The organism is Gilliamella sp. B2923, assembly GCF_026536565.1.
GTDB lineage: Bacteria > Pseudomonadota > Gammaproteobacteria > Enterobacterales > Orbaceae > Gilliamella.
In genome coordinates this window covers 107,307-127,976 of the sequence record NZ_JAFNNZ010000004.1, presented here as the reverse complement: position 1 = coordinate 127,976, position 20,670 = coordinate 107,307, and the positions used below count along the sequence as shown (strand labels likewise).

At 32.9% G+C, this 20,670-nt stretch carries 18 protein-coding genes; 12 read left to right on the top strand and 6 right to left on the bottom strand.

Annotated elements, in window-relative coordinates; translation table 11 throughout:
- Nucleotides 1–7: 7 nt before the first annotated feature.
- Nucleotides 8–2,098 carry a flagellar biosynthesis protein FlhA gene (gene flhA / locus J3U42_RS06450; RefSeq protein WP_267336004.1) on the top strand — a complete coding sequence of 697 codons (2,091 nt, stop codon included), beginning with the start codon at nt 8–10 and terminating at the stop codon, nt 2,096–2,098.
- A gap of 65 nt (nt 2,099–2,163) precedes the next feature.
- On the opposite strand, the gene J3U42_RS06445 is transcribed toward flhA, so the two are convergent.
- Entirely contained in the window at nt 2,164–2,799 is a 636-nt protein-coding gene (locus J3U42_RS06445; RefSeq protein WP_267336003.1) for an NAD(P)-dependent oxidoreductase, read from the bottom strand.
- A gap of 227 nt (nt 2,800–3,026) precedes the next feature.
- Between J3U42_RS06445 and J3U42_RS06440 the strand changes: the two genes are divergently transcribed.
- From J3U42_RS06440 to J3U42_RS06430, 3 genes are all read left to right on the top strand, one after another.
- A complete protein-coding gene (locus J3U42_RS06440; protein WP_416380003.1) occupies nt 3,027–3,314 on the top strand; it encodes a winged helix-turn-helix transcriptional regulator in 288 nt (95 codons plus the stop codon).
- Nucleotides 3,315–3,523: 209 nt separating this feature from the next.
- Complete coding sequence (locus tag J3U42_RS06435; RefSeq protein WP_267336001.1) at nt 3,524–5,944, top strand: McrB family protein; 2,421 nt, start codon at nt 3,524–3,526, stop codon at nt 5,942–5,944.
- A complete protein-coding gene (locus tag J3U42_RS06430) occupies nt 5,937–7,028 on the top strand; it encodes a 5-methylcytosine restriction system specificity protein McrC (protein ID WP_267336000.1) in 1,092 nt (363 codons plus the stop codon). The genes J3U42_RS06435 and J3U42_RS06430 overlap by 8 nt, the downstream gene beginning before the upstream one ends.
- Before the next feature lie 244 nt (nt 7,029–7,272).
- Here the strand turns inward: J3U42_RS06430 and J3U42_RS06425 are convergent, their stop codons facing one another.
- A complete protein-coding gene (locus J3U42_RS06425) occupies nt 7,273–7,821 on the bottom strand; it encodes a hypothetical protein (RefSeq protein ID WP_267335999.1) in 549 nt (182 codons plus the stop codon).
- Between the two features lie 206 nt (nt 7,822–8,027).
- Here J3U42_RS06425 and treR point away from each other — a divergent pair, with 206 nt between their 5' ends.
- The 3 genes from treR (at nt 8,028) to treC (ending at nt 12,341) form a co-directional block, all read left to right on the top strand.
- Nucleotides 8,028–8,999 carry a trehalose operon repressor TreR gene (gene treR / locus J3U42_RS06420; protein WP_220218370.1) on the top strand — a complete coding sequence of 324 codons (972 nt, stop codon included), beginning with the start codon at nt 8,028–8,030 and terminating at the stop codon, nt 8,997–8,999.
- 165 nt (nt 9,000–9,164) lie between these two features.
- Entirely contained in the window at nt 9,165–10,592 is a 1,428-nt protein-coding gene (treB, locus tag J3U42_RS06415) for a PTS trehalose transporter subunit IIBC (protein WP_267335998.1), read from the top strand.
- Between the two features lie 75 nt (nt 10,593–10,667).
- Entirely contained in the window at nt 10,668–12,341 is a 1,674-nt protein-coding gene (treC, locus tag J3U42_RS06410) for an alpha,alpha-phosphotrehalase (RefSeq protein WP_267335997.1), read from the top strand.
- A gap of 81 nt (nt 12,342–12,422) precedes the next feature.
- Here the strand turns inward: treC and J3U42_RS06405 are convergent, their stop codons facing one another.
- Nucleotides 12,423–13,484, bottom strand: a complete 1,062-nt coding sequence (locus J3U42_RS06405) for a DNA polymerase beta superfamily protein (RefSeq protein ID WP_267335996.1) — start codon at nt 13,482–13,484, stop codon at nt 12,423–12,425.
- Between the two features lie 16 nt (nt 13,485–13,500).
- On the bottom strand, nt 13,501–14,256 hold the full coding sequence (locus J3U42_RS06400) for a nucleotidyltransferase domain-containing protein (RefSeq protein WP_267335995.1): 756 nt from the start codon (nt 14,254–14,256) through the stop codon (nt 13,501–13,503).
- A gap of 241 nt (nt 14,257–14,497) precedes the next feature.
- Here J3U42_RS06400 and J3U42_RS06395 point away from each other — a divergent pair, with 241 nt between their 5' ends.
- The 3 genes from J3U42_RS06395 (at nt 14,498) to J3U42_RS06385 (ending at nt 16,094) form a co-directional block, all read left to right on the top strand.
- Nucleotides 14,498–14,794, top strand: a complete 297-nt coding sequence (locus J3U42_RS06395) for a hypothetical protein (RefSeq protein ID WP_267335994.1) — start codon at nt 14,498–14,500, stop codon at nt 14,792–14,794.
- A gap of 718 nt (nt 14,795–15,512) precedes the next feature.
- Nucleotides 15,513–15,653 (top strand): hypothetical protein, encoded by a 141-nt coding sequence (locus J3U42_RS06390; RefSeq protein ID WP_267335993.1) that lies wholly within the window; start codon nt 15,513–15,515, stop codon nt 15,651–15,653.
- Nucleotides 15,654–15,662: 9 nt separating this feature from the next.
- Nucleotides 15,663–16,094, top strand: coding sequence for a JAB domain-containing protein (locus tag J3U42_RS06385; RefSeq protein ID WP_324169863.1), 432 nt, complete (start codon nt 15,663–15,665; stop codon nt 16,092–16,094).
- Nucleotides 16,095–16,254: 160 nt separating this feature from the next.
- Here J3U42_RS06385 and J3U42_RS06380 read toward each other — a convergent pair whose 3' ends face one another.
- Both J3U42_RS06380 and J3U42_RS06375 read right to left on the bottom strand, forming a co-directional pair.
- Nucleotides 16,255–16,875, bottom strand: coding sequence for a hypothetical protein (locus J3U42_RS06380; RefSeq protein ID WP_267335992.1), 621 nt, complete (start codon nt 16,873–16,875; stop codon nt 16,255–16,257).
- 84 nt (nt 16,876–16,959) lie between these two features.
- The gene (locus tag J3U42_RS06375) at nt 16,960–17,130 is read right to left on the bottom strand and encodes a hypothetical protein (protein WP_267335991.1); all 171 of its coding nucleotides are present in this window, start codon (nt 17,128–17,130) and stop codon (nt 16,960–16,962) included.
- Between the two features lie 99 nt (nt 17,131–17,229).
- Here J3U42_RS06375 and J3U42_RS06370 point away from each other — a divergent pair, with 99 nt between their 5' ends.
- Nucleotides 17,230–18,957, top strand: a complete 1,728-nt coding sequence (locus J3U42_RS06370) for a hypothetical protein (RefSeq protein WP_267335990.1) — start codon at nt 17,230–17,232, stop codon at nt 18,955–18,957.
- Entirely contained in the window at nt 18,954–20,669 is a 1,716-nt protein-coding gene (locus J3U42_RS06365) for a hypothetical protein (protein ID WP_267335989.1), read from the top strand. The genes J3U42_RS06370 and J3U42_RS06365 overlap by 4 nt, the downstream gene beginning before the upstream one ends.
- Nucleotide 20,670: the final 1 nt, after the last annotated feature.

Sequence of the window (20,670 nt, the reverse complement as noted above, 5' to 3'; positions counted from 1 at the left end):
TTTTGTTATGTTGAAATCAAAACTACAGAATTTATTATCAATTAATACTCTAAAAAATGGTCACTACCAAATATTAGCCGGGCCGATGCTTATTTTATTGATCCTGTCGATGATGGTACTGCCTTTACCAGCCTTTATTTTGGATCTATTTTTTACCTTTAATATCGCTTTATCCATTATTATTTTAATTGTGGCGCTATTTACTAAGCGTGTTCTTGATTTTGCGGCGTTCCCCACTGTTTTATTATTTGCCACCTTATTACGTTTATCTTTAAACGTTGCCTCAACTCGTGTTGTATTATTAAAAGGACATACCGGGAGTGCAGCTGCTGGGCGGGTCATTGAGGCATTCGGGCATTTTTTAGTGGGCGGTAATTTTGCAATCGGTATTGTTGTCTTTATTATTTTAGTCATAATTAACTTTATGGTTATTACCAAAGGCGCTGGTCGTATAGCAGAGGTTGGGGCTCGTTTTGCCTTAGACGGTATGCCGGGTAAACAAATGGCGATAGATGCCGATCTCAATGCCGGCTTAATTAACGAAGACGAAGCCAAATCCCGACGAGCAGAGGTAACTCAAGAAGCCGATTTTTATGGCTCAATGGATGGGGCAAGTAAATTTGTCCGTGGTGATGCGATTGCAGGCCTACTCATCATGGCAATCACCATTATTGGTGGCCTACTCGTTGGTGTTATGCAACACGATATGACGCTATCTGACGCCAGTAAAACTTATGTATTATTAACCATTGGTGATGGTCTGGTTGCCCAAATACCGTCGCTGATTATTTCAACCGCAGCGGGTGTGATTGTTACACGTGTTTCATCACAAGAAAATATCAGTGAACAGATGCTCAATCAGCTATTTAATAATCCACAAGTTTTAATCTTAACAGCGGTTGTGATTGGTTTACTTGGATTAATTCCCGGCATGCCAAATATGGTTTTTTTAATCTTCACTGCATTTTTATCACTTATTGCGTGGTGGTTAACTAAACAGCAAAAGGCAAAACCGAAAAGCACCACCTTAAACACTGATGCACCAGCTACAACACCAGCAAATAACGAAGCAAGTTGGTCTGATGTCAATATTGAGGATACATTGGCAATGGAAGTCGGTTATGGACTGATTCCAATGGTTGATCAAACACAAAATGGTGAATTATTAGGACGAATCCGTAGCCTACGCAAAAAGTTTGCCCAAACATTTGGCTTTTTGCCGCCACAAGTCCATATCCGTGACAATCTTTCTTTAGCTCCTTACCAATATAAAATATTTATCAAAGGCGGAGAAATCGGTAAAGGGGAGATAATGAATAATAAATGGCTTGCGATCAATCCCGGTAATGTTACAGATAGCATCGAAGGTATCGCAACCACTGAACCTGCTTTTGGGTTACCAGCAATTTGGATAGATGAAAACAATAAAGAAAATGCCCAAATTTTAGGTTATACCGTAGTGGATACTAGCACCATGATTGCAACTCATTTCAATCATTTATTACAACAATTTGCCAGTGAACTACTCGGGCGTTTAGAAACTCAAGAATTACTTGAACGCATAAAACAAGAAGTGCCCAAACTTATCGAAGACTTTATTCCGGGCGTGGTGTCTTTAACGACATTTCACAAAGTTCTACAAAATCTAATAGCGGAAAAAGTATCAATTCGTGACATGCGAACAATTATTGAAACAATAAGTGAACATGCACCAAACCAAAATGATGCTTATCAGTTACTGAGCATTGTTAGAATCGCTTTAGGAAGAGTTATTACTCAACAATGGTTTCCCGGTACAGATCCAATTAATGTCATTGGACTGAATGTCAATTTAGAACGTTTGTTATTACAAGCAATGCAAAACACTAACAACGTTGAACCGGGATTAGCCGAACATATTATTCAACAAGTCCAGCAAGCAATTAATCAACAAGAAGCAATCGGTGCTCCGCCGGTATTATTAGTTAATCACACATTAAGACCAATGCTATCGCAATTTTTAAGACCAAGCTTTCCACAGCTAGCGGTATTATCAAATTTAGAAATTACGGATAATAGAGAGATTAAAATGACAACGCAAATTGGGGATGATAGTTAATAAATTATCATGTTAAAACCTTACATAAAATGAAACAATATTGAATGTAAGGTTTACCCTATATATTACTCAGCCACTACCGTAAAACGTTGCTTAATATGTTTGGCATTTTCAGCTTCATCGATCATGGCAATAGCATAATCGGCATAACTGATTCGGCTTTGTCCTTGCGAATTGAACAAGACCTGCTCATTACCGGCTTTATAGTGACCTGTTCTTGCTCCGTCGGCAATAAACTCAATCGCAGGGCTTAAGTAAGTCCAGTTTACATCCTGACATTTTTTAAGCTCATCCAGTGCTTTGGCCATATTATTGGCTAACGGTTTAAATTCTTCGGGAAATTCTGGGGTATCAACTAAACGAATAGTGTGTTGTGGATTAACATATAAACTACCGGCACCGCCAACAACTAATAAACGATTAGGTTTACCGCTTAAAATATCAGTAACATGTTTTAAACTGGTTTGATGTTGAGGCAGTGATTCAAGACTCCATGTGGCAAATGCATCAACAATCACATCAAAAGGTTTCAAATCTTCATAAGTAAGTTCGAACAGATCTTTAACGAGAACTTTTGCATTAGGATCGACATGCGCATTTGGATTACGAACAATCGCCGTCACATCATGCCCACGCGCAATTGCTTCTTTAACGATTAAACTACCTGATTTACCACTCGCACCAATGACCGCAATTTTCATGGTCTACTCCTTTAATATTATCAAAATAAAATTTTTGTTAACACTTTTTGACTTAACATGTTGATCAAAAAATGAATGTATTTAGATTAATATTCAAAGTTTCCATTGTAAAGTAGGTACCATATAGTAATATAGTATCTATTTAGTAACTATTGTTGAATTTTAAGGAAATTATCAGCGTGTTAAGTAATGAAAATTTACCACCCTGCCCGGTTGAAACCACATTAATGCTAATGGGCGATAAATGGAAAGTTTTAATTGTTCGTGATTTATTAACAGGTACAAAACGCTTTGGTGAATTAAAAAAATCACTTAATGGCGTGTCACAGAAAGTATTAACTCAACATCTAAGAACAATGGAAAAAAACGGCTTAGTCAGCCGCAAAGTCTATGCCCAAGTACCACCTAAAGTTGAATACACATTGACCGATGTCGGGCAAAGTTTAAAACAAGTGCATGATGCTATGTTGGCGTGGGGAAGTGCTTATCAATTAAAACAGAGTGTTAAAAAATAGGCTTTATTTGAAAAATAAGTTAATTGTTAATGTCTTGTATGATGATTGTTTTTATTTAGGATGTTTATAATTATATTGATTTTTTTTGTAAATTAGACTTTTATCACATATTTAAATATATTTGTTCACTACTTTATCTAAATTTAAGTTAAACTTTTTTCTAATTTCAACTTTACTATAGATTGTCTAATATTTGAAAGGAAAAAACATTGGAATCAATAAGAACATATTGGTTTTTAGGCGCTAAATTTAATGGTAGTGAAGACCAAACAGAACGTTTTGTTAAATTAGGTATTTGGGAAAATGGTTATGATAATAAACATTTAAATACTGTACGGAGTATTAATGTTGGGGATCGGGTTGCAATCAAATCCACTTATAACTTAAAAAAAAATTTACCCTTTGATAATAAAGGTCTAGCTGTTTCGGTAATGGAAATAAAGGCTATCGGCACGGTAACTCATAATCATGATGATGGGAAGTTATTAGAAATTGATTGGCAGAAAACTAACTTATCTAAAAAATGGTATTTCTTCACAAATATAGCAACTGTTTGGGGAGTAAAGGATGATCATTGGCTTTCAGAGCAACTAATCAACTTCACATTTTATGATAAGCCACAAGATATTGATTATTTTAGGAATGCGCCGTATTGGAAATCACGCTACGGTGATGAGAATGCACGCAATACACATCCCCAATTGTTTAAATGGATCCCTTTTTATGAAGCCGTAGCCAATAATCTATTAATTTATCAAGACAAAAGTAAACGTTCATCATTAATGAAGTTTATTAATCAGCTAGCAACAGAGTTTAATCTCTCCTATTTACTCGATAAAGGTTTACAGGATATTTGTCCTTTTACCGCATTAGGAACATTTAATCGACATATCAAAGAAGTGACAAGGAAAGAAATCGCTAAGAAGTGGGCTGAATTTCTTAAAATTGAAGAATCTATTCCTAACTCTTTTGAGGGTATTCCATTACTTAATAATCAAATTTCTTGGTTTTTCACTAACTCCGAAAATCAACAACAAGAAATTGATAATTTATGGGATTTTTATGCCGTTGCATTGAATTTTTCTAATTCTGATGAAAACTCTCAAGATGAGTTTAAACAAAAATTTGACTCGATTATGTCACAATTTTATTTTCCATGGCAATTAACCAATGGTTTATTTTGGATTCGTCCAAATGCTTATGTTGTATTAGATAAATTTTCCAAAAGTTACATTACCGACGATTTAGGTTTGATAAAAGATAAGCAGTTCTCTAAAGATCATTTTAATGGTAATGATTATCTTAAGTTACTTGATGATTTGGCGGTGAGATTTACCGAAGATTACTTTCCTATTCATTCTTTGCCTGAACTCTATCTAACGGCATTACGCAAATATAAAAATCGAAAATCGAATGATGAAGGTTCAATATCTAATAATCAATGGCAAATTAAATTATTACAATTAATTAGAGAACTTTGTCAAAAAAATGGAACTGATGTTTTTCAACGTAAAGAGTTTCTTAATAAATATCGAGAACAACTTGAAGAAGAATTTCCTAATAATAGTGTAATAGGAGAATCGGTCAGCAATACATTACAAAGATTAAGAGATAAAGATTTCTTACAATTTTTGGGAAATGGAAAATATCGATTACGTAGTGATAATATTGATGAACAAAATGAAGAGTTTATTGAAAGTGATGATGATATCGTTGAGCAATTATTAGTTAAGCAACCTTACACCTTAAATGATTTAATTCAAGAAGGTTGTTTTGTTGATGAACAACAATTACAACAAATGTTAACAAGCTTAAAAATGAGAAAAAATATCATTTTACAAGGCCCTCCTGGTACAGGTAAAACTTGGCTTGCTAAAAGATTAGCTAATATTGTGATTGGATATAAAGATTCAAATAATATTCGAGCAATACAATTTCATCCAAATATGTCTTATGAAGATTTTATTCGTGGTTTTCGACCTGCCAGTGATGGCAAGCTAGCACTGATAGATGGTCCATTTTTGGAAATTATTAATCAAGCACGCAATGATACACAATCTAAATATGTCATGGTGATTGAGGAAATTAATCGAGGAAATCCGGCTCAAATTTTTGGTGAAATGCTAACACTACTTGAAGCGGATAAACGAACGCCAAGTGAAGCATTAGAATTAACCTATCGTCGTGAACATGAAAACGGAATATTTATTCCTGATAATTTATATGTCATTGGTACGATGAATATAGCTGATAGATCATTAGCTATAGTCGATTTTGCACTACGTCGACGCTTTGCATTTTTCACATTAGCACCTAATTTCGGTGAAAAATGGTTAAATTACATGCATGAAAAAACGAAACTGCCGATAGAAATACTAGAAAGAATAAAAAATTGTATTAATGCTTTAAATAACTTTATTAGTGAAGAAAGAATGTTGGGCAGTGCTTTTGCTATTGGTCATAGTTATTTAACTCATCACCAAGTAATATCGGATGCATCAATGTGGTATAGAGATATTATTGATTCTGAAATCAAACCTTTATTAGAAGAATATTGGTTTGATGAAAAAGGTAAACTTAACGATGCGATAAGATTAATCACAATTGCAGATAATAATTTAAATGAATAATAAATCAAGACTATCAGTGAATACTACTGTAGGGAAAATACCTATTAAGAACATATGGTTACTTTTACTCTATGCCTCTGATTATTATAAAGAGCTTGATACACAACAAAAAATTGAATTTGAAGATAATCCTGAAAAAATTGTTGAATTAGCTGCCGAACTTTATTGTAAGGCAGTTGATAAACGATTACGTTATTCATTGTCCAACGGCTACCAACCTAAAAAGGAAATTTTAACCAGAGTTAGAGGAAAAATTGACTATCTAAATACTTCGCGCAAATTATTATTAGAAAAGGGTAGAGTTCAATGTTTTTATGATAATTTAACGATTAATACCCCCAAAAACCAATATATTCATAGTGCAGCCTATGTTTTATTAAATCAACTAACAAATAACCGTTTAATTGAAAAATGTAAAAAAATAACGAATCGTTTTAAAGCGTTGAAAATAGGGCAATCCAAACATTACAATCCAATAATTGATCATTACAATAGATCCAATCTACAAGATAATCTTTTAGTTTCTGTTTCACATTTAATTCATAGCTTGTCAATTCCAACTGAATTACTAGGGTTAGAAACTATCAATAAATTAGAAAAAACAGATGTTTGGTTGAGATCATTGTTTGAAAGAGCAGTAATCGGTTTTTGTCGTGTCAATCTTAATCCAAATGATTGGCAAATAACATCTGGTAAAAGATTTACATGGCAATGTCAACAATCAACAGTCAATATTGATAAGTTTATGCCCATAATGATAACTGATCTAATTCTAGAAAATAGTAAAGCTAATTACCGCTTAATTGTTGATACTAAATGTACATCTATTTTTAAAAAATCAAGCCGTTCGTTTATAACAGATCATTTATATCAGCTCTATGCTTATGTAAGAAGCCAAGAAAAAAATGACGACCCTTTATCGTTTTCAGCATCAGGTATGTTACTTTATCCAACAGTGGATGAATCAATAAACGAACATACCCTAATTCAAGGACATCAATTAAATTTTTCTACTATTGATTTAAGACAAGAAAACTTGAAAATTAAGGATTGTTTACTGTCTTTATTGGCTCAAATTACATAAGCAAAATACACCAGCATTCGATACCATTAGAATGAATTGATATATTCCACCTGTGGTTGAATACACATTGACCGATGTCGTGCAAAGTTTAAAACAAGTGCATGACGCTATATTAGCGTGGGGAAGTGCTTATCAATTAAAACAGGGTAAAAAGTAGGTTTTAGTGATAAAAAGTTTTTTCTATCTATGCATAAGTAATGTTAGCAAATTGATAGCATGATTTTCATTAAGCAAAAAATGATGGCTAATTAGCATCAAATTTAGAACAAATGAAATAAAATTCATCCGGTTTTGAGTCTTTATCCTGACCAATAACGATTGTATCTGGGTAAAGATTATTGTCAGTCATAGGAGTAATTTCCTTTCGGAATATGTCGTTATCATTCAAAGAAATAGGTTCTTCACAGCTGCGTAATATAGGGTTAACCTCAATCAATTTAGCGAACTTGTGCATATCACCTTTGGCTTTAGCATAAAAAGAGGTGATGAAATTATCGCTTTCATAACGAATCATATTCACCCATACATTCTTGACTTTGATAGGTTGCTCAAAATGGTATTCGATTTCAGTTATACTATCTTGTTTTTTGTTTTTTATAGTAATTTTTTGTTTTTCAAGTTCAGCAATAATCTTTTTATCTTCTATGGCAAAAGGCTTTGACTGACATAATAAAGCCAATCTAAATTGTTCTGTTATGGTTGTATTCTTCGTGTCATCACTAGAGGCATATCCAGATAAACTCAACAAAAACAGAGCGGAAGTATAAGTCAAAAGTAAATGTAATTTTTTCATGTCTAATGGCTTTTAGTAAAGTTACAGATTGAGTTAAATTGTATTACCAAGAACTTGTCAAACTTTAATCTAATTCTACCACTGAATTTAAATAAAATATAAGCAATATTGCATATATTTAAATATCAACCAACCTGCCACCATATCGCAATTTTGTTAAAACTATATTACTATAATTTAATTGATCTTTATTCAGTAAATTTATTATGAGCAAGTCATTGAGCCATTTAACCATTAAAGATATTGCTAAACTTAGTGGTGTAAGCAAATCAACGGTTTCAAGAGTAATTAACCATGATCCTATGGTGAAAGAGGCAACACGTAATAAAGTCAATGCCATTATTGAACAGTATCAATTTACGCCTTCCAAATCAGCTAGAGCAATGCGAGGTTATGGTAATAAAGTGATTGGTATTATTGTCACTCGGCTTGATTCAATGTCTGAAAATCAAGCTGTTCGAAGTATGCTACCTATTTTTTACCAATCTGGCTATGACCCGATAATCATTGAAAGCCAATTTTGTGTTACAAAGGTATCAGAACATCTTTCCATGTTAAAAGAGAAGCAAGCTGACGGAGTAATCATTTTTGCTTTCAACGGGCTTGAACACTCATTATTATCATTTTGGCAACGCAAATGTGTCATCATAGCAAGATCTTTTTCTAACTATAATTGTATTTGTTATGATGATACGGGTGCAGTAATTAAGCTACTTAACCATTTATATTTTGAAAAAAAATTTAAAGACATTGCTTTTATTGGTGTCGAGCAACAAGATCAAACTACAGGCGCATTACGTTACCAAGCTTATCTTGATTTTTGCCATAAACAGCAACTTTTACCTAATGCCGCTTTAAGCAAATTGAGTTACCGCTCCGGTTATGATCTTGCCGCATCCGTGTTAAAAAAATCACCGTGCGCTATTATTTGTGCGACAGACAGTATTGCTTTAGGTTTAAACAAATATTTAGCCGAAAATCAGTTAAAACATATTGTCGTTGCGAGTGTTGGTAATAGTGAACTACTTCAATTCTTATTTGCTAATACTTTAGTGGTAGAGCTAGGGTTTGATAAAGCAGGCACTTATGCTGCGCAAGAATTACTGGCTATGTTAAAAGGTAAAGTTGAATATAAAACCATTACTGTGACATCTTGTTTATTTAACACGTCAAAATAGACTTATCTCCCCCAAATTTTAATAAAAATGTGAATTGAATCACAAAAAGGGAACGTTCCCATTTATTAGTTTTCAAATTCATTTTATGCTAAAACCCTATCATAAAATAGCCACATTATTGATCACATTAAAAATGTACAAGTACAAAAGAAAAGGAGACCGGCTATGGCTAAAGATTCCAATATCACAACAGAATCAATTATGCAGTTAATTGAATTTGTTGGTGGGAAACATAATGTTGCCAGTGTTAGCCATTGTTTAACTCGGCTCAGATTTGCTTTAGCAGATCCTAAATTAGCCAATATCGAAGCAATTGAAGAGCTGCCTTTTGTGAAAGGCTGTTTTAGTAATGCCGGACAATTTCAAGTCATTATCGGCACAAATGTTGATAGCTATTACAAAGTGCTTATTGAGCAATTAAATTTAGATGAAGCCAACAAAGAGCAAACAAAGGCTGCAGCTAAGCAAAATATGTCATGGTTTGAACGGTTAATCTCAAATTTAGCTGAAATTTTTGTCCCATTATTACCCGCACTGATTGCTGGTGGCTTATTACTTGGCTTGCGTAATGTGATTGGTGACATGCCAACTATCAACGATAAACCGCTTACTGACACTTATACTTGGTTGGTACCTATTCATAGTTTTCTTTGGTTACCGTGTGAAGCGATTTTCAATTTTCTACCGGTAGCCATATGTTGGTCTACAGTCAAAAAAATGGGCGGTTCCCCTGTGTTAGGGATCGTTTTAGGGATAACATTGGTTTCCCCACAACTGATGACCGCTTATAATCTAGGGAAAATCGTTCCCGAAGTGTGGGATTTTGGTTGGTTTACTATTGCTAAAGTTGGTTATCAGGCACAAGTTATACCGTCAATTTTTGCCGGTCTAGCGTTAGGATGGATTGAAACTCGATTACGTAGAATTGTCCCTAATTACCTTACTTTAGTGATTGTCCCAATCGTATCACTACTATTAGCCGTCGTCCTTGCACATTTTCTTTTAGGGCCAATCGGACGAATGTTAGGCAATGGTATTGCTTATGTGGTTAAATATTTAATGACTGGTGATTATGCCTTCATTGGCTCGGCAATTTTTGGATTCTTTTATGCTCCGTTGGTTATTACTGGAATTCACCATACTACATTAGCTATCGATATGCAGATGACAGAAAGTATGGGCGGTACACCGATTTGGCCAATCATTGCCTTATCTAATATTGCTCAAGCCTCAGCCGTTGTTGGCATCATTCTAATCAGTAAAAAACATAATGAGCGCGAAGTTTCCATACCTGCGGCAATATCAGGTTACCTAGGTGTAACTGAACCAGCTATGTACGGCATCAATTTACGCTATAAATTCCCAATGTTCTGCGCCATGATTGGAGCGGCTAGTGCTGGATTAATCTGTGGTTTATATGGTGTGTTATCAAATGGTATTGGTGTCGGCGGATTACCAGGCATCTTATCGATTCAACCCGTTTATTGGGGAATTTATGCCTTAGCTATGTTGGTGGCAATAGTTGTGCCAATTGTTTTAACAGCAGCTGTTTATAAATTGAAATTGAAAAAAGGCACATTAGAGATTCGCTAAACACGATTTAATAACCGTTAACCATTCGATTACTGAATGGTTAATTCATGTCAGATTAAAAATAAAGAGCAAACAATGAATACGAACGAAATCCCTTGGTGGCAAAATGGTACTATCTATCAAATCTATCCCAAAAGCTTTCAAGCCAGTGGTGCGAGTTCAACGGGGGATTTATTAGGCATTATAAGTCGATTAGATTATCTCAAAAATCTGGGAATTAGTGCGATTTGGTTAACGCCAATTTATCCTTCTCCGCAAGTTGATAATGGTTATGATGTATCAGATTATTATGATATCGATCCGGCTTATGGCACGATGCATGACTTTGAATTATTGGTGAAGCAGGCGCATGAACGTGATATCCGGATTATGATGGATATGGTATTTAACCATACTTCAACACAGCATCCTTGGTTTAAATCCGCCTTAGATAAAAACAGTCCATTTCGATCGTTTTATATTTGGAAAGACGCCAAAGCTGACGGCTCAGAACCGAACAATTGGCGGTCAAAATTTGGCGGAAAAGCCTGGCAGTGGCATGAGCAATCCAAACAATACTATTTACACCTGTTTGCAAAACAGCAAGCCGATCTCAATTGGGAAAATCCAACCGTTCGCCAAGAGATTAAACATGTCTGTCAATTTTGGGCGGATAAAGGGGTTGATGCATTAAGGCTTGATGTGATTAATTTGGTCTCTAAACAGCAAGACTTTCCCGATGACGTGAATGGTGACGGACGAAGATATTATACGGACGGCCCGAAAATACACGAATTTTTGCAAGAGTTAAGTCGAGATGTTTTTCAACCTAATGGTTTAAAAACCGTGGGTGAAATGTCGTCCACTACGCTTGAAAACTGTCAAAAATATGCAGCATTGGATGGCAAAGAGTTGACCATGACGTTTAATTTTCATCATTTAAAAATTGATTATCCGAATGGGGAAAAATGGACGCTGGCTAAACCCGATTTACTTGAACTCAAAAAGATACTTGGCTATTGGCAAGTGGGTATGCACGGTAAGGCGTGGAATGCGATTTTCTGGTGTAATCACGATCAACCTCGCATTGTGTCACGTTTAGGTAATGAAGATCAATACCACAGCGAATCGGCCAAAATGCTGGCAATGATTCTTTATGGACTACAAGGCACGCCGTATCTTTATCAAGGTGAAGAGATTGGGATGACCAATCCCCATTTTACCCATATTTCGCAATATAAAGATGTGGAAAGTCTTAACATCTATCAAGAAAAAATTGCCGAAGGTATGTCAGAGTCTGATATGTTAGCGATTCTTGCCAGTAAATCACGGGACAATAGCCGAACACCAATGCAATGGGACAACACCGCCAACGCCGGATTTAGTCAAGGTAAACCTTGGATTGAGGTGGCAAACAATTACCCGAAAATCAATGTGAAGGCAGCACTTGACGATCCTAATTCCATTTTTTATTGCTATCAAACTTTAATCAAATTACGCAAAACATACCCGATCTTTATTTTCGGTGACTATCAAGATCTAACGCCTGATAATGCTGATTGTTGGTGCTATGTCAGACATTGGAATAATCAAACGTTACTTGTGATAGCCAATCTGACCGAAAATAGGGTTAAATGGGAATTACCTAAAGCATTAGAAAATAGTTCTTGGCAAAAGTTATTGAGTAATTACCAAACTGAAACAACGTTAAAATCGGAATTAACATTGCAACCTTACGAAGCGATGTATTTTCTATTGAACGAAGATTAATGATTTTAACTATTGGCTTTTAATAAAAGCCTGTAACAGCGTAATCAATAAAGATTACGCTGTTTAATCTCATCATACCGACTAATATTGATACAATGACTCTCGCATGTTAACCAAAATCTGTAATACCTTAGCTGAATCAGGTTGTTCAGGTAATGATGATGTTAGTGATGCAGTTTCAATGTCAGCCAGTAATGATTCGGCCATATTTATAATCTCATCATAGCTTAATTGACCATTTTTAATGGCGAGCAGTTCATCACGATTAGCGCATTTATTGGTAATAGTGCCTTTGGTCATTATTTCGTGAGCAACTTGTAATAAGCGAATGGTATGCATCATATTTTTAGCATCAAAATCATTACCATTTTCAATATTGCTACGATAACGCTGCTCATTACGTTCGGCAACCCATTGCCAGTAAGCCTTATAATCACGACAATGCGATGAAAAACCATCACGATTAAAACTTAAGTAAGCATTTACTGGGGTACCTTCTTTCACCGATGACAAGCACAGTTCAGTCGAATCATCATGCTGAATAATGCCATGATAACCGCAATCTTCCGATGCATCATAAAAAAGTGCATATAAATCTCGACTATGTGGCACATTCACTAAACCACATAAGTGTTGATCAAGATGCTTTTCATTTAACCAATTGGTGAGAGGATAAGCATGCTGACCTTGAATGATATAACAAAATTCAAGGACTGTTTTACGTTTCACCTCAACGGGATTATTAATTTTTTTATTCAATCCTTTGGCTTTTTTAATTTGTGACATGGCATAGTGAGCAAAGGTTTGTTTAGTTTGCTGAGATAGAAATAGATCAAGGGTTAACTGCTGCATTATCGGATGTTGATATAAAATACAGTCTGGTGCAGAAGCCAATACTTCTAAAATATTCGGATTATTTTTTAGTAATAACTCGACAAAGCGTCCTAATTCATAATAGACTATATCATTGGTTTCATTACTAATTTGCGGAATATACTCCAGTCCATAAAATTTATCTTTAGGTAAATAAAACACTCCTTTGATATCCGTATCCGATGTTTCGGTAGCTAATCCGAATGAACGACTACCACTAATCACTTCAAACAAAATAAGATTTTGCGCTTTTAAATCATCAATTGTCATTAAGTCTCCCTCAACGCTATTTTAAAGTCATTAATGTTTGCCTAAAAAATTGATCTAATTTATCTGCATTAAAATGTTGTTCGCAGATAGATTGAACTTGTTCAGAGATATCAATCATTGATTGTTCAATAAACAATAAGATTTCTGGCGCAATGGTAATCGGCGCTGATTCCACCATGGTTGCTTTTAATGTAATAATATCATTAATTTGCTGGCGCAAACTGTCCGGTAACAAAGTTAATAACGGAATGATTGACATGGGCGCAATTTGCCGTTTTTCTAGGCACCATTTAGCACACAATAGTGGTTTTAGCACATAAAACAGTTTTTTTATGCCAATCTGCTGCCCATCACGGTTTTGTAAGGCACTTTTGGCAATACCTGAATAGTGATAAATATTACCACGCGCATTAAAAAAGTGGGCACACAGTTGCCACAGTTGTCCCGCAATGACTTCATTTTGTTGATAAATAATTGGAGATTGTAGCCATTCAAATGGCGTGGTGTTGGACTTACGTATTAACTGTAACGTCTTTTTCAGATCCCAACCTTGTAAATCCAATTCATCATCTACAGGAAAAGTTAAATGTGATGAAGGATTATCAATAGCTAAATACTTATCCAACGGATGAACGTAAATAAAACGCACATCATAATCACTATTTGGCGAGGGAAATCCCCACGCCCGACTACCCGACTCACAAGCGTATAAAATATGGATATGATATTGTTGTTCTAATTCAGTAATTTTCTGTTTTATTCTCCGTTCCATTTTAACTATTCCTTAATTTTGACATACTTTATTCATTATCATTGATAATCAATTAATTAACCATGACTATTTATGATAAAAAGCTTCAAATCTGAAATCTTTTTAACCAAAAACGGGCTGTAACTTTTTTTAGCATTAAAGTGTTGTATTTAAAATAAAATCCACTCTAGCCATCAACTCATAATTTTTGATCTTAATAGAAAGTGTATGCGACAATATCGAGGACAAGGAGAATTTTTTTATGATGATGGACACATCCTATTCAATAGAACAATGTGTAAAATACCACGCACAAAATGTTGATTATGTTTCTCAACCAGAAATCACATTAACACAAGATCAAGCGCTGAATATTAAAAAAAGAATGATTAATGGTAATTATGCAATTGCTCCTTTTTATTTCCCATATGGTGCATATGCCATTTCATCTGTTTTAGATGAATATGGTCTACAAGGACTTTATTATATGCCTGGCTCTTTAGAAGAAGCGGTAAAAGAGATTGAAGATAAAAAAGGACAAGTTAGTGAAAATAATTAATTTAGTAATTATCGTTTTATTTAATTTTATCGGTGCCTATCTAAGTTACCAATGGTGTTATTCAATAATTATAAGAAAACATCATCGTTTACCACCAGAATTATATTATTTGATATGTTATGGTTTGTGTTATTTCTGTTTTATTCTGATTTCAATCTTTCTTTTAAATAAAATAAAACGACCGATGACTTTAGTGATTTTCGGCGTGCCTATAGGTCTTATCATTACCGTAATGTCACCAATTTTCTTCATATTAATTATGGAAGATGATTATAAATCGATTTTTAATCTAGAGTTTATTATGGGGATGTTAGGTATCACATCAATGATAACCCTTAATTTTATAATCTACCCGGCAATTTTATTATGCTGTCATTATTCTATTGGTGGGATACAAAAAATATTAAGTAAGATTGTGTTGAAGCAATAATTAATTGTCCGAACTAGCCAAAAAATCCCCCAACTATTTAATACTGTATAACTCCTTAGATTGGATTGTGATATTGAATTATCTACTGTTATTTTAGGCGTTATTATAATAAAGATTAGTAGAATTATAATCCAAACTAAAATGCTAAATGATTTTTATTGCAGTTTACGATAAACCTATCAGGCAAACTTAAAATAGTTATCATAGGTATGTCCCAGACTAATTTACTACTGCTAAGTATAGGAAAAATATGCTATATTATTTTAAATGATTTTACATGACGGTAAGATGGATATAAAACTAATCAAGCATGACAAACACTATATTGATGGGACGGATGATCTCTATAGTTTAATGCAACGTGTATTATTGCGTGATAATCAGTTCGACAAAGAAAAAGAACATTTTTGTATGATTGGCATAAATTAAGCTGGTTACATCCTGTATATCGAACTGATTGCGCTTGGCAGTTATAAATCGGCCGACATTGAGCCGGTGAATGTAATTCGTGTTGCGATAATGAAAAACCTCTCACGGGTGATATTAGTTCATAATCATACGCCAGGATCGCTGATTCCGTCGGATACAGATAAAGATATTACCGATCGCCTAATTCAAGTCGGTCGTATTTTAAATATCGACCTAATCGACCATCTAATCATTACTCCAAAATCCTATATTAGCTTTTGCAGTACTAAACTTATGGACGAGTTAGAACAAAGCCTAAAATACGTCCCTACTTATCAAGTGGTTGAACGCATTCGTAAGGAAGAAAAGTTGATTGCTAAAGAGAAGTTGGCGGTCGCTAACGATAAAATTAAGGCAGAGAAAGAAAAAAAGAAGCAGCACTTGCACAAGCCAAAGCATTAGCAAATGCACTACTTAATAAAGGTGTTGATATCAAAACCATTGCTAAAATAATAGAAATCACACCGAAGAAAGTAGAGGGGATTTTGGGTAAAATAAAATAGTTTGTAACACTACTTATGTTACAAACTATCCATAATTATTTATCAAACATATAATAGTTTTATCTATATTTTAACTCAGTAAGTACTATTTTTTGTGCATTAATAAATGATTGACCATACATCTTAAGATAACTTTCAGCTATTGGATAATGATGTTTTATATCAGTAAAATCATCCCACCAAGGATTATCCGTTTGACTAATATTAATAATTTCGGCCGGAAACACTTGTCCCAGATACAATTTATCAAACTTATCGTTGGTTAAGGTTCTTCCTGAACATTTACAATAAAAACCGTTATTTCTTAACTTATTAACTAGCTTATAAAATTTTACTAATTGATCTCTTCCCGTACCGCCAACATGATCGCTTAAGTGCCAAATACGGTGACAAATCAGATAATTCCAATCGGCAAGCTTTAAAACAATAAAAAACTCTGATATTTCACTATTACATCGAATAAAATAAATTTTTTCTGGTTGAAGGCGTTCTATTTCTTCATAATAGTCAATTGGGTCAAATCTTATATATTTTTCATTATAAAACGGTTCACTTATCCCTTCTGTCATCCATTGGAAATTAATACCAAACTTTTCACAAAATTGTTCAAGAAATTTAAAAGATGGTTCTTCCTCGCCTGTTGTATATTTTTCAAGTGAACTAATTTTATCTAGCTTCATTATTTTCGCTAGCTTTGCTTTAGTAAAACCACCATGACACGAAGTATAATTCATAAGTGTCAAGACATATTGAAATCGTTGTGTTCATTTGTCTTTTTCAGTTAGAATGGAAACGCTATCAGTTAAAGATGATTTTTCTAGTTTTAGTTTGAGTTGAGATTCATTCTTTTTATTTCTTTTTTTTGAAAAAAATTCTTTCACCCAACTGATAACAGTTACACCAATTCCCGAAAATATTGTTAGAAAATACTCCATTTTAGATCCCTCATAATTTAATGATAGAGTAAAACTTTATTTCATATTGATGTATTATAATCATTAAGTTATCTGTTTTATATCATTAAAAGGATAAATATGGATTCAATAAAAAATGAAATTTTAGTTGCACAGAAAGAAAACTATTTATTAAACAAAATTTCAGAGCTTTTAACTATACACACCCTTACTGAAAAAGAACTGATATTAATCATCAAAGAATTACATAATTCAAAAGAAATCAATATAATTGATGCTATATTAAACTACAATAAAGACAATTTTACCAATAAACACCATCAGTTATATTGTTTAAATATTTGGTTAGATAGTTTATTAATGGAGTTAGATATTGATCTTCTTGAATTAATGAAATGCTCACTAATTATTGAACAAACTATGGCTATTCGGCGATTATGTAGTGAAGATCAAAATAAGGCTGATCAATTTTTTAATTTAGTCTTAGCCAATTTGGATGAATTTGGTAGTTTACTCTCAACATCTGTAAGCACATTTGATATAAATACCTTTGATTATCGAATTACTAATTTAATAAATATTATTACAGATCCTAAAATAGATATTTCAATAAAGCAGCAACTATTGTTTACATTATGCCAATTATCTTTCATTGGTAATATTGAAGATAAAGATATTAATCAGATTCTAAAAAAAGTAGAACAGATAATTGATCAAAATGATAACAGTTCAATACATGGTAATATTCTTTATTTGCTTGTAATAATAAGTATTCATTTCCTAAATAAAGAAAAAATAATAACTAATTTAGCGGATAAAATTTGGTTAAAACAAGATGATAATGTAATACAAATAACAGCAGGCCTTATTTTTAATATCAAAAATATTCCCAACTATTTAACCAATAAAATTGTAGATCAGATCATTAAGCTAAATCTTTTAAATTTAGAGAAGTATCTCACAAAAATTGATCTAAGCATAGAAAAACTTTTTGAATCTAATGTCATCAAAGCATGTTTTTTACTAGAAAATTTGTTAATAAAAGATCGCAATAAATTCTTGTTAACATCTTTTGAATCAACTTTGTATTCTATTTCAGAATCAGAAAAGCTTACTAATTATCTAATCACAAAATGGTTACTATCATCTGAATATATATTACAAAGAAATTGTTCTGCTATTATTAATCATCGGCATAAAGATGATAAAACAATAACTGTCGATACCTTTTTTTTGGATTTGAACAAAAAAAACATTTGTTTATTCCTTGCTCAGAAAGTTTGTGGTTGGTTATTTTTTTCTCCAACATCAATAATCAGTTTTATATTGACATTATTAGACATTGTTCAAAATAAAAAAGAAAAAAATAAAATTATTAACTTGCTTTTTAGCACTGTAGTTCTTAACTATCCAAATACTTTCCAAGATTTCATTGATGAACATAGAAAATCATTTACACCCAAAATAAAAAAAATCACCTCTAATTTAGTAGAAAAATATAAAGATTTTTTAAAAATTAATGAGATTGAAGAAACTATTTCTGAACTTAATCCAAGTTTGCCCCAAAAAGAGAAATATCATAAATATCGTTGTGATATAAATGATCAAATAAATGAGAATGTTCGTAAAAACCCATTGTTTGGAGAAGCAATACCAACAGTTATAAATTTGTATGGAAATAATTCTCTTTATTATTGTGGTGGTATAAATGGTGGAAGCAAAGCTCTTCAAAAAACACCTATGCATAAATATAGCTACTCATCCGAATTACCATTACAAAGTGTTGTTGATAATAGTAATTTAGAATATCTTTTATTTACCTTTCGAATTAAGGAATATATCTTATGAAATTAATTATTCGAGAATATTTAAAAACCTTAAACGAAAGAGATGAACTTGATGTTTTAGTCCCAAATCTATTATCTCAAATGGGATTAACTGTTTTTTCCAAGCCAGGAAGAGGGAATAAACAATATGGCGTTGACGTTGCTGCATACGGTAAAATTGGAAAGGAAAAGCCAAAAGTCTATTTATTTTCCATTAAAGCAGGAAATTTAAGCAATCAGGACTGGAATAGTGGAAATAAAAATGATTTAAGACCCTCCCTAGATCAAATTCGCGAGACTTATATTCGTTGTCATCTCCCTCCTAAATATAAGGATAAACAGATTGAAATTTGTTTATGTTTTGGTGGTGATTTGCAAGAGGATGTTAGGGTTGATATAACAAGCTACGAAGATAAATATCAAGAAGAAAATATCACTTTTTCTGAATGGAATGGTGAAGTTTTATCTTCATTAATTGAAAAGCACTTCTTAAAAGAGCAATTGCTTCCAAATGAATGTCAAAGCCTTTTGAGAAAGTCTCTAGCAATGATAGATATACCCGAATCTTCTCAACAATATTTTTCTCGTCTAACTCATTTATTAATTAATAAAGAGTTCAAAAATGATGATGAATGTCTAAAAGCAGTCAGGCAGTTATATCTTTGTTTAGGTATTTTAATATCTTGGTCTAAAAGTGAAAATAATCTAGAAAGTGCATGTCTAAGTAGTGAACAGTCTTTACTTATTCTATGGGATAAAATAAAAAAATATTACAATATAAAGAAAAAAAATAAGAAAGTTAGTGGTATTTTAGAGTTATTTCAGTTCTATTGGATGTTAACCTTAAATATCAATAATACTTTCTTAGATACAAAAATTCTTCCTCACGTTAATAAATATTATGGGTTATCAAAAGCAATAAAATCAATTTGCCCAATAGATATAAACCTAAAATTATTTGATATATTAGGAAGATTAGCATTATACGGCTTTTGGAATAGTTTTATATTTACTAAATTATCTTTAGAGGAACGTGATGGTGATTTTGGACAAAATTTAATTCAAAAACTACATTACTATAGAGATGCAATTATTCTTTTTATCAGCAACAATCAAATATTGTACTCACCATGTTTAGATGAGCAAGCCATTGATATTTCATTAGCGGTACTTTTTCTTGTAAGTTTACCTGACACAAAACAATTTATTCACACTTGGTTATCTGGAATGACAAAATCCATTGGGTTTCAACTATATCAACATCTTACATACCCTTGTATATTCACAGATTATGAAAAACTGATCAGACATCCTAAAAATATGAGTGATGAATACAGAAAAGAAGCAACAGCCAGCAGTATTTTATATCCCTATATTGCTTTATTTGCTTCTTTATTTGATCTAAAAGACGTATATAAAGATATTCAGGACATCAAAAACTTAATAATACAACATTGTAATTTTCAATTATGGTATCCTGATTCAACATCTGAAGATTTATTTTATACTAATGAAGATCTTCATGGTAGTTCTTTAAGCACTTTAAACATTAAGCAAGATCCTGAGCAATTTTTGGCGGATGTTTTGAATGTTTGCAATAGTGAGCCTTATTTTAAAGAGCTTAGTGCTATAAAATATGGAATTAACCCGATAATACTAACCGCTTGTCGGCATTATCGCTTACCTATTCCAATAGATTACTTTAAATTTTTGACCAAAACTGAAACCAATTAAA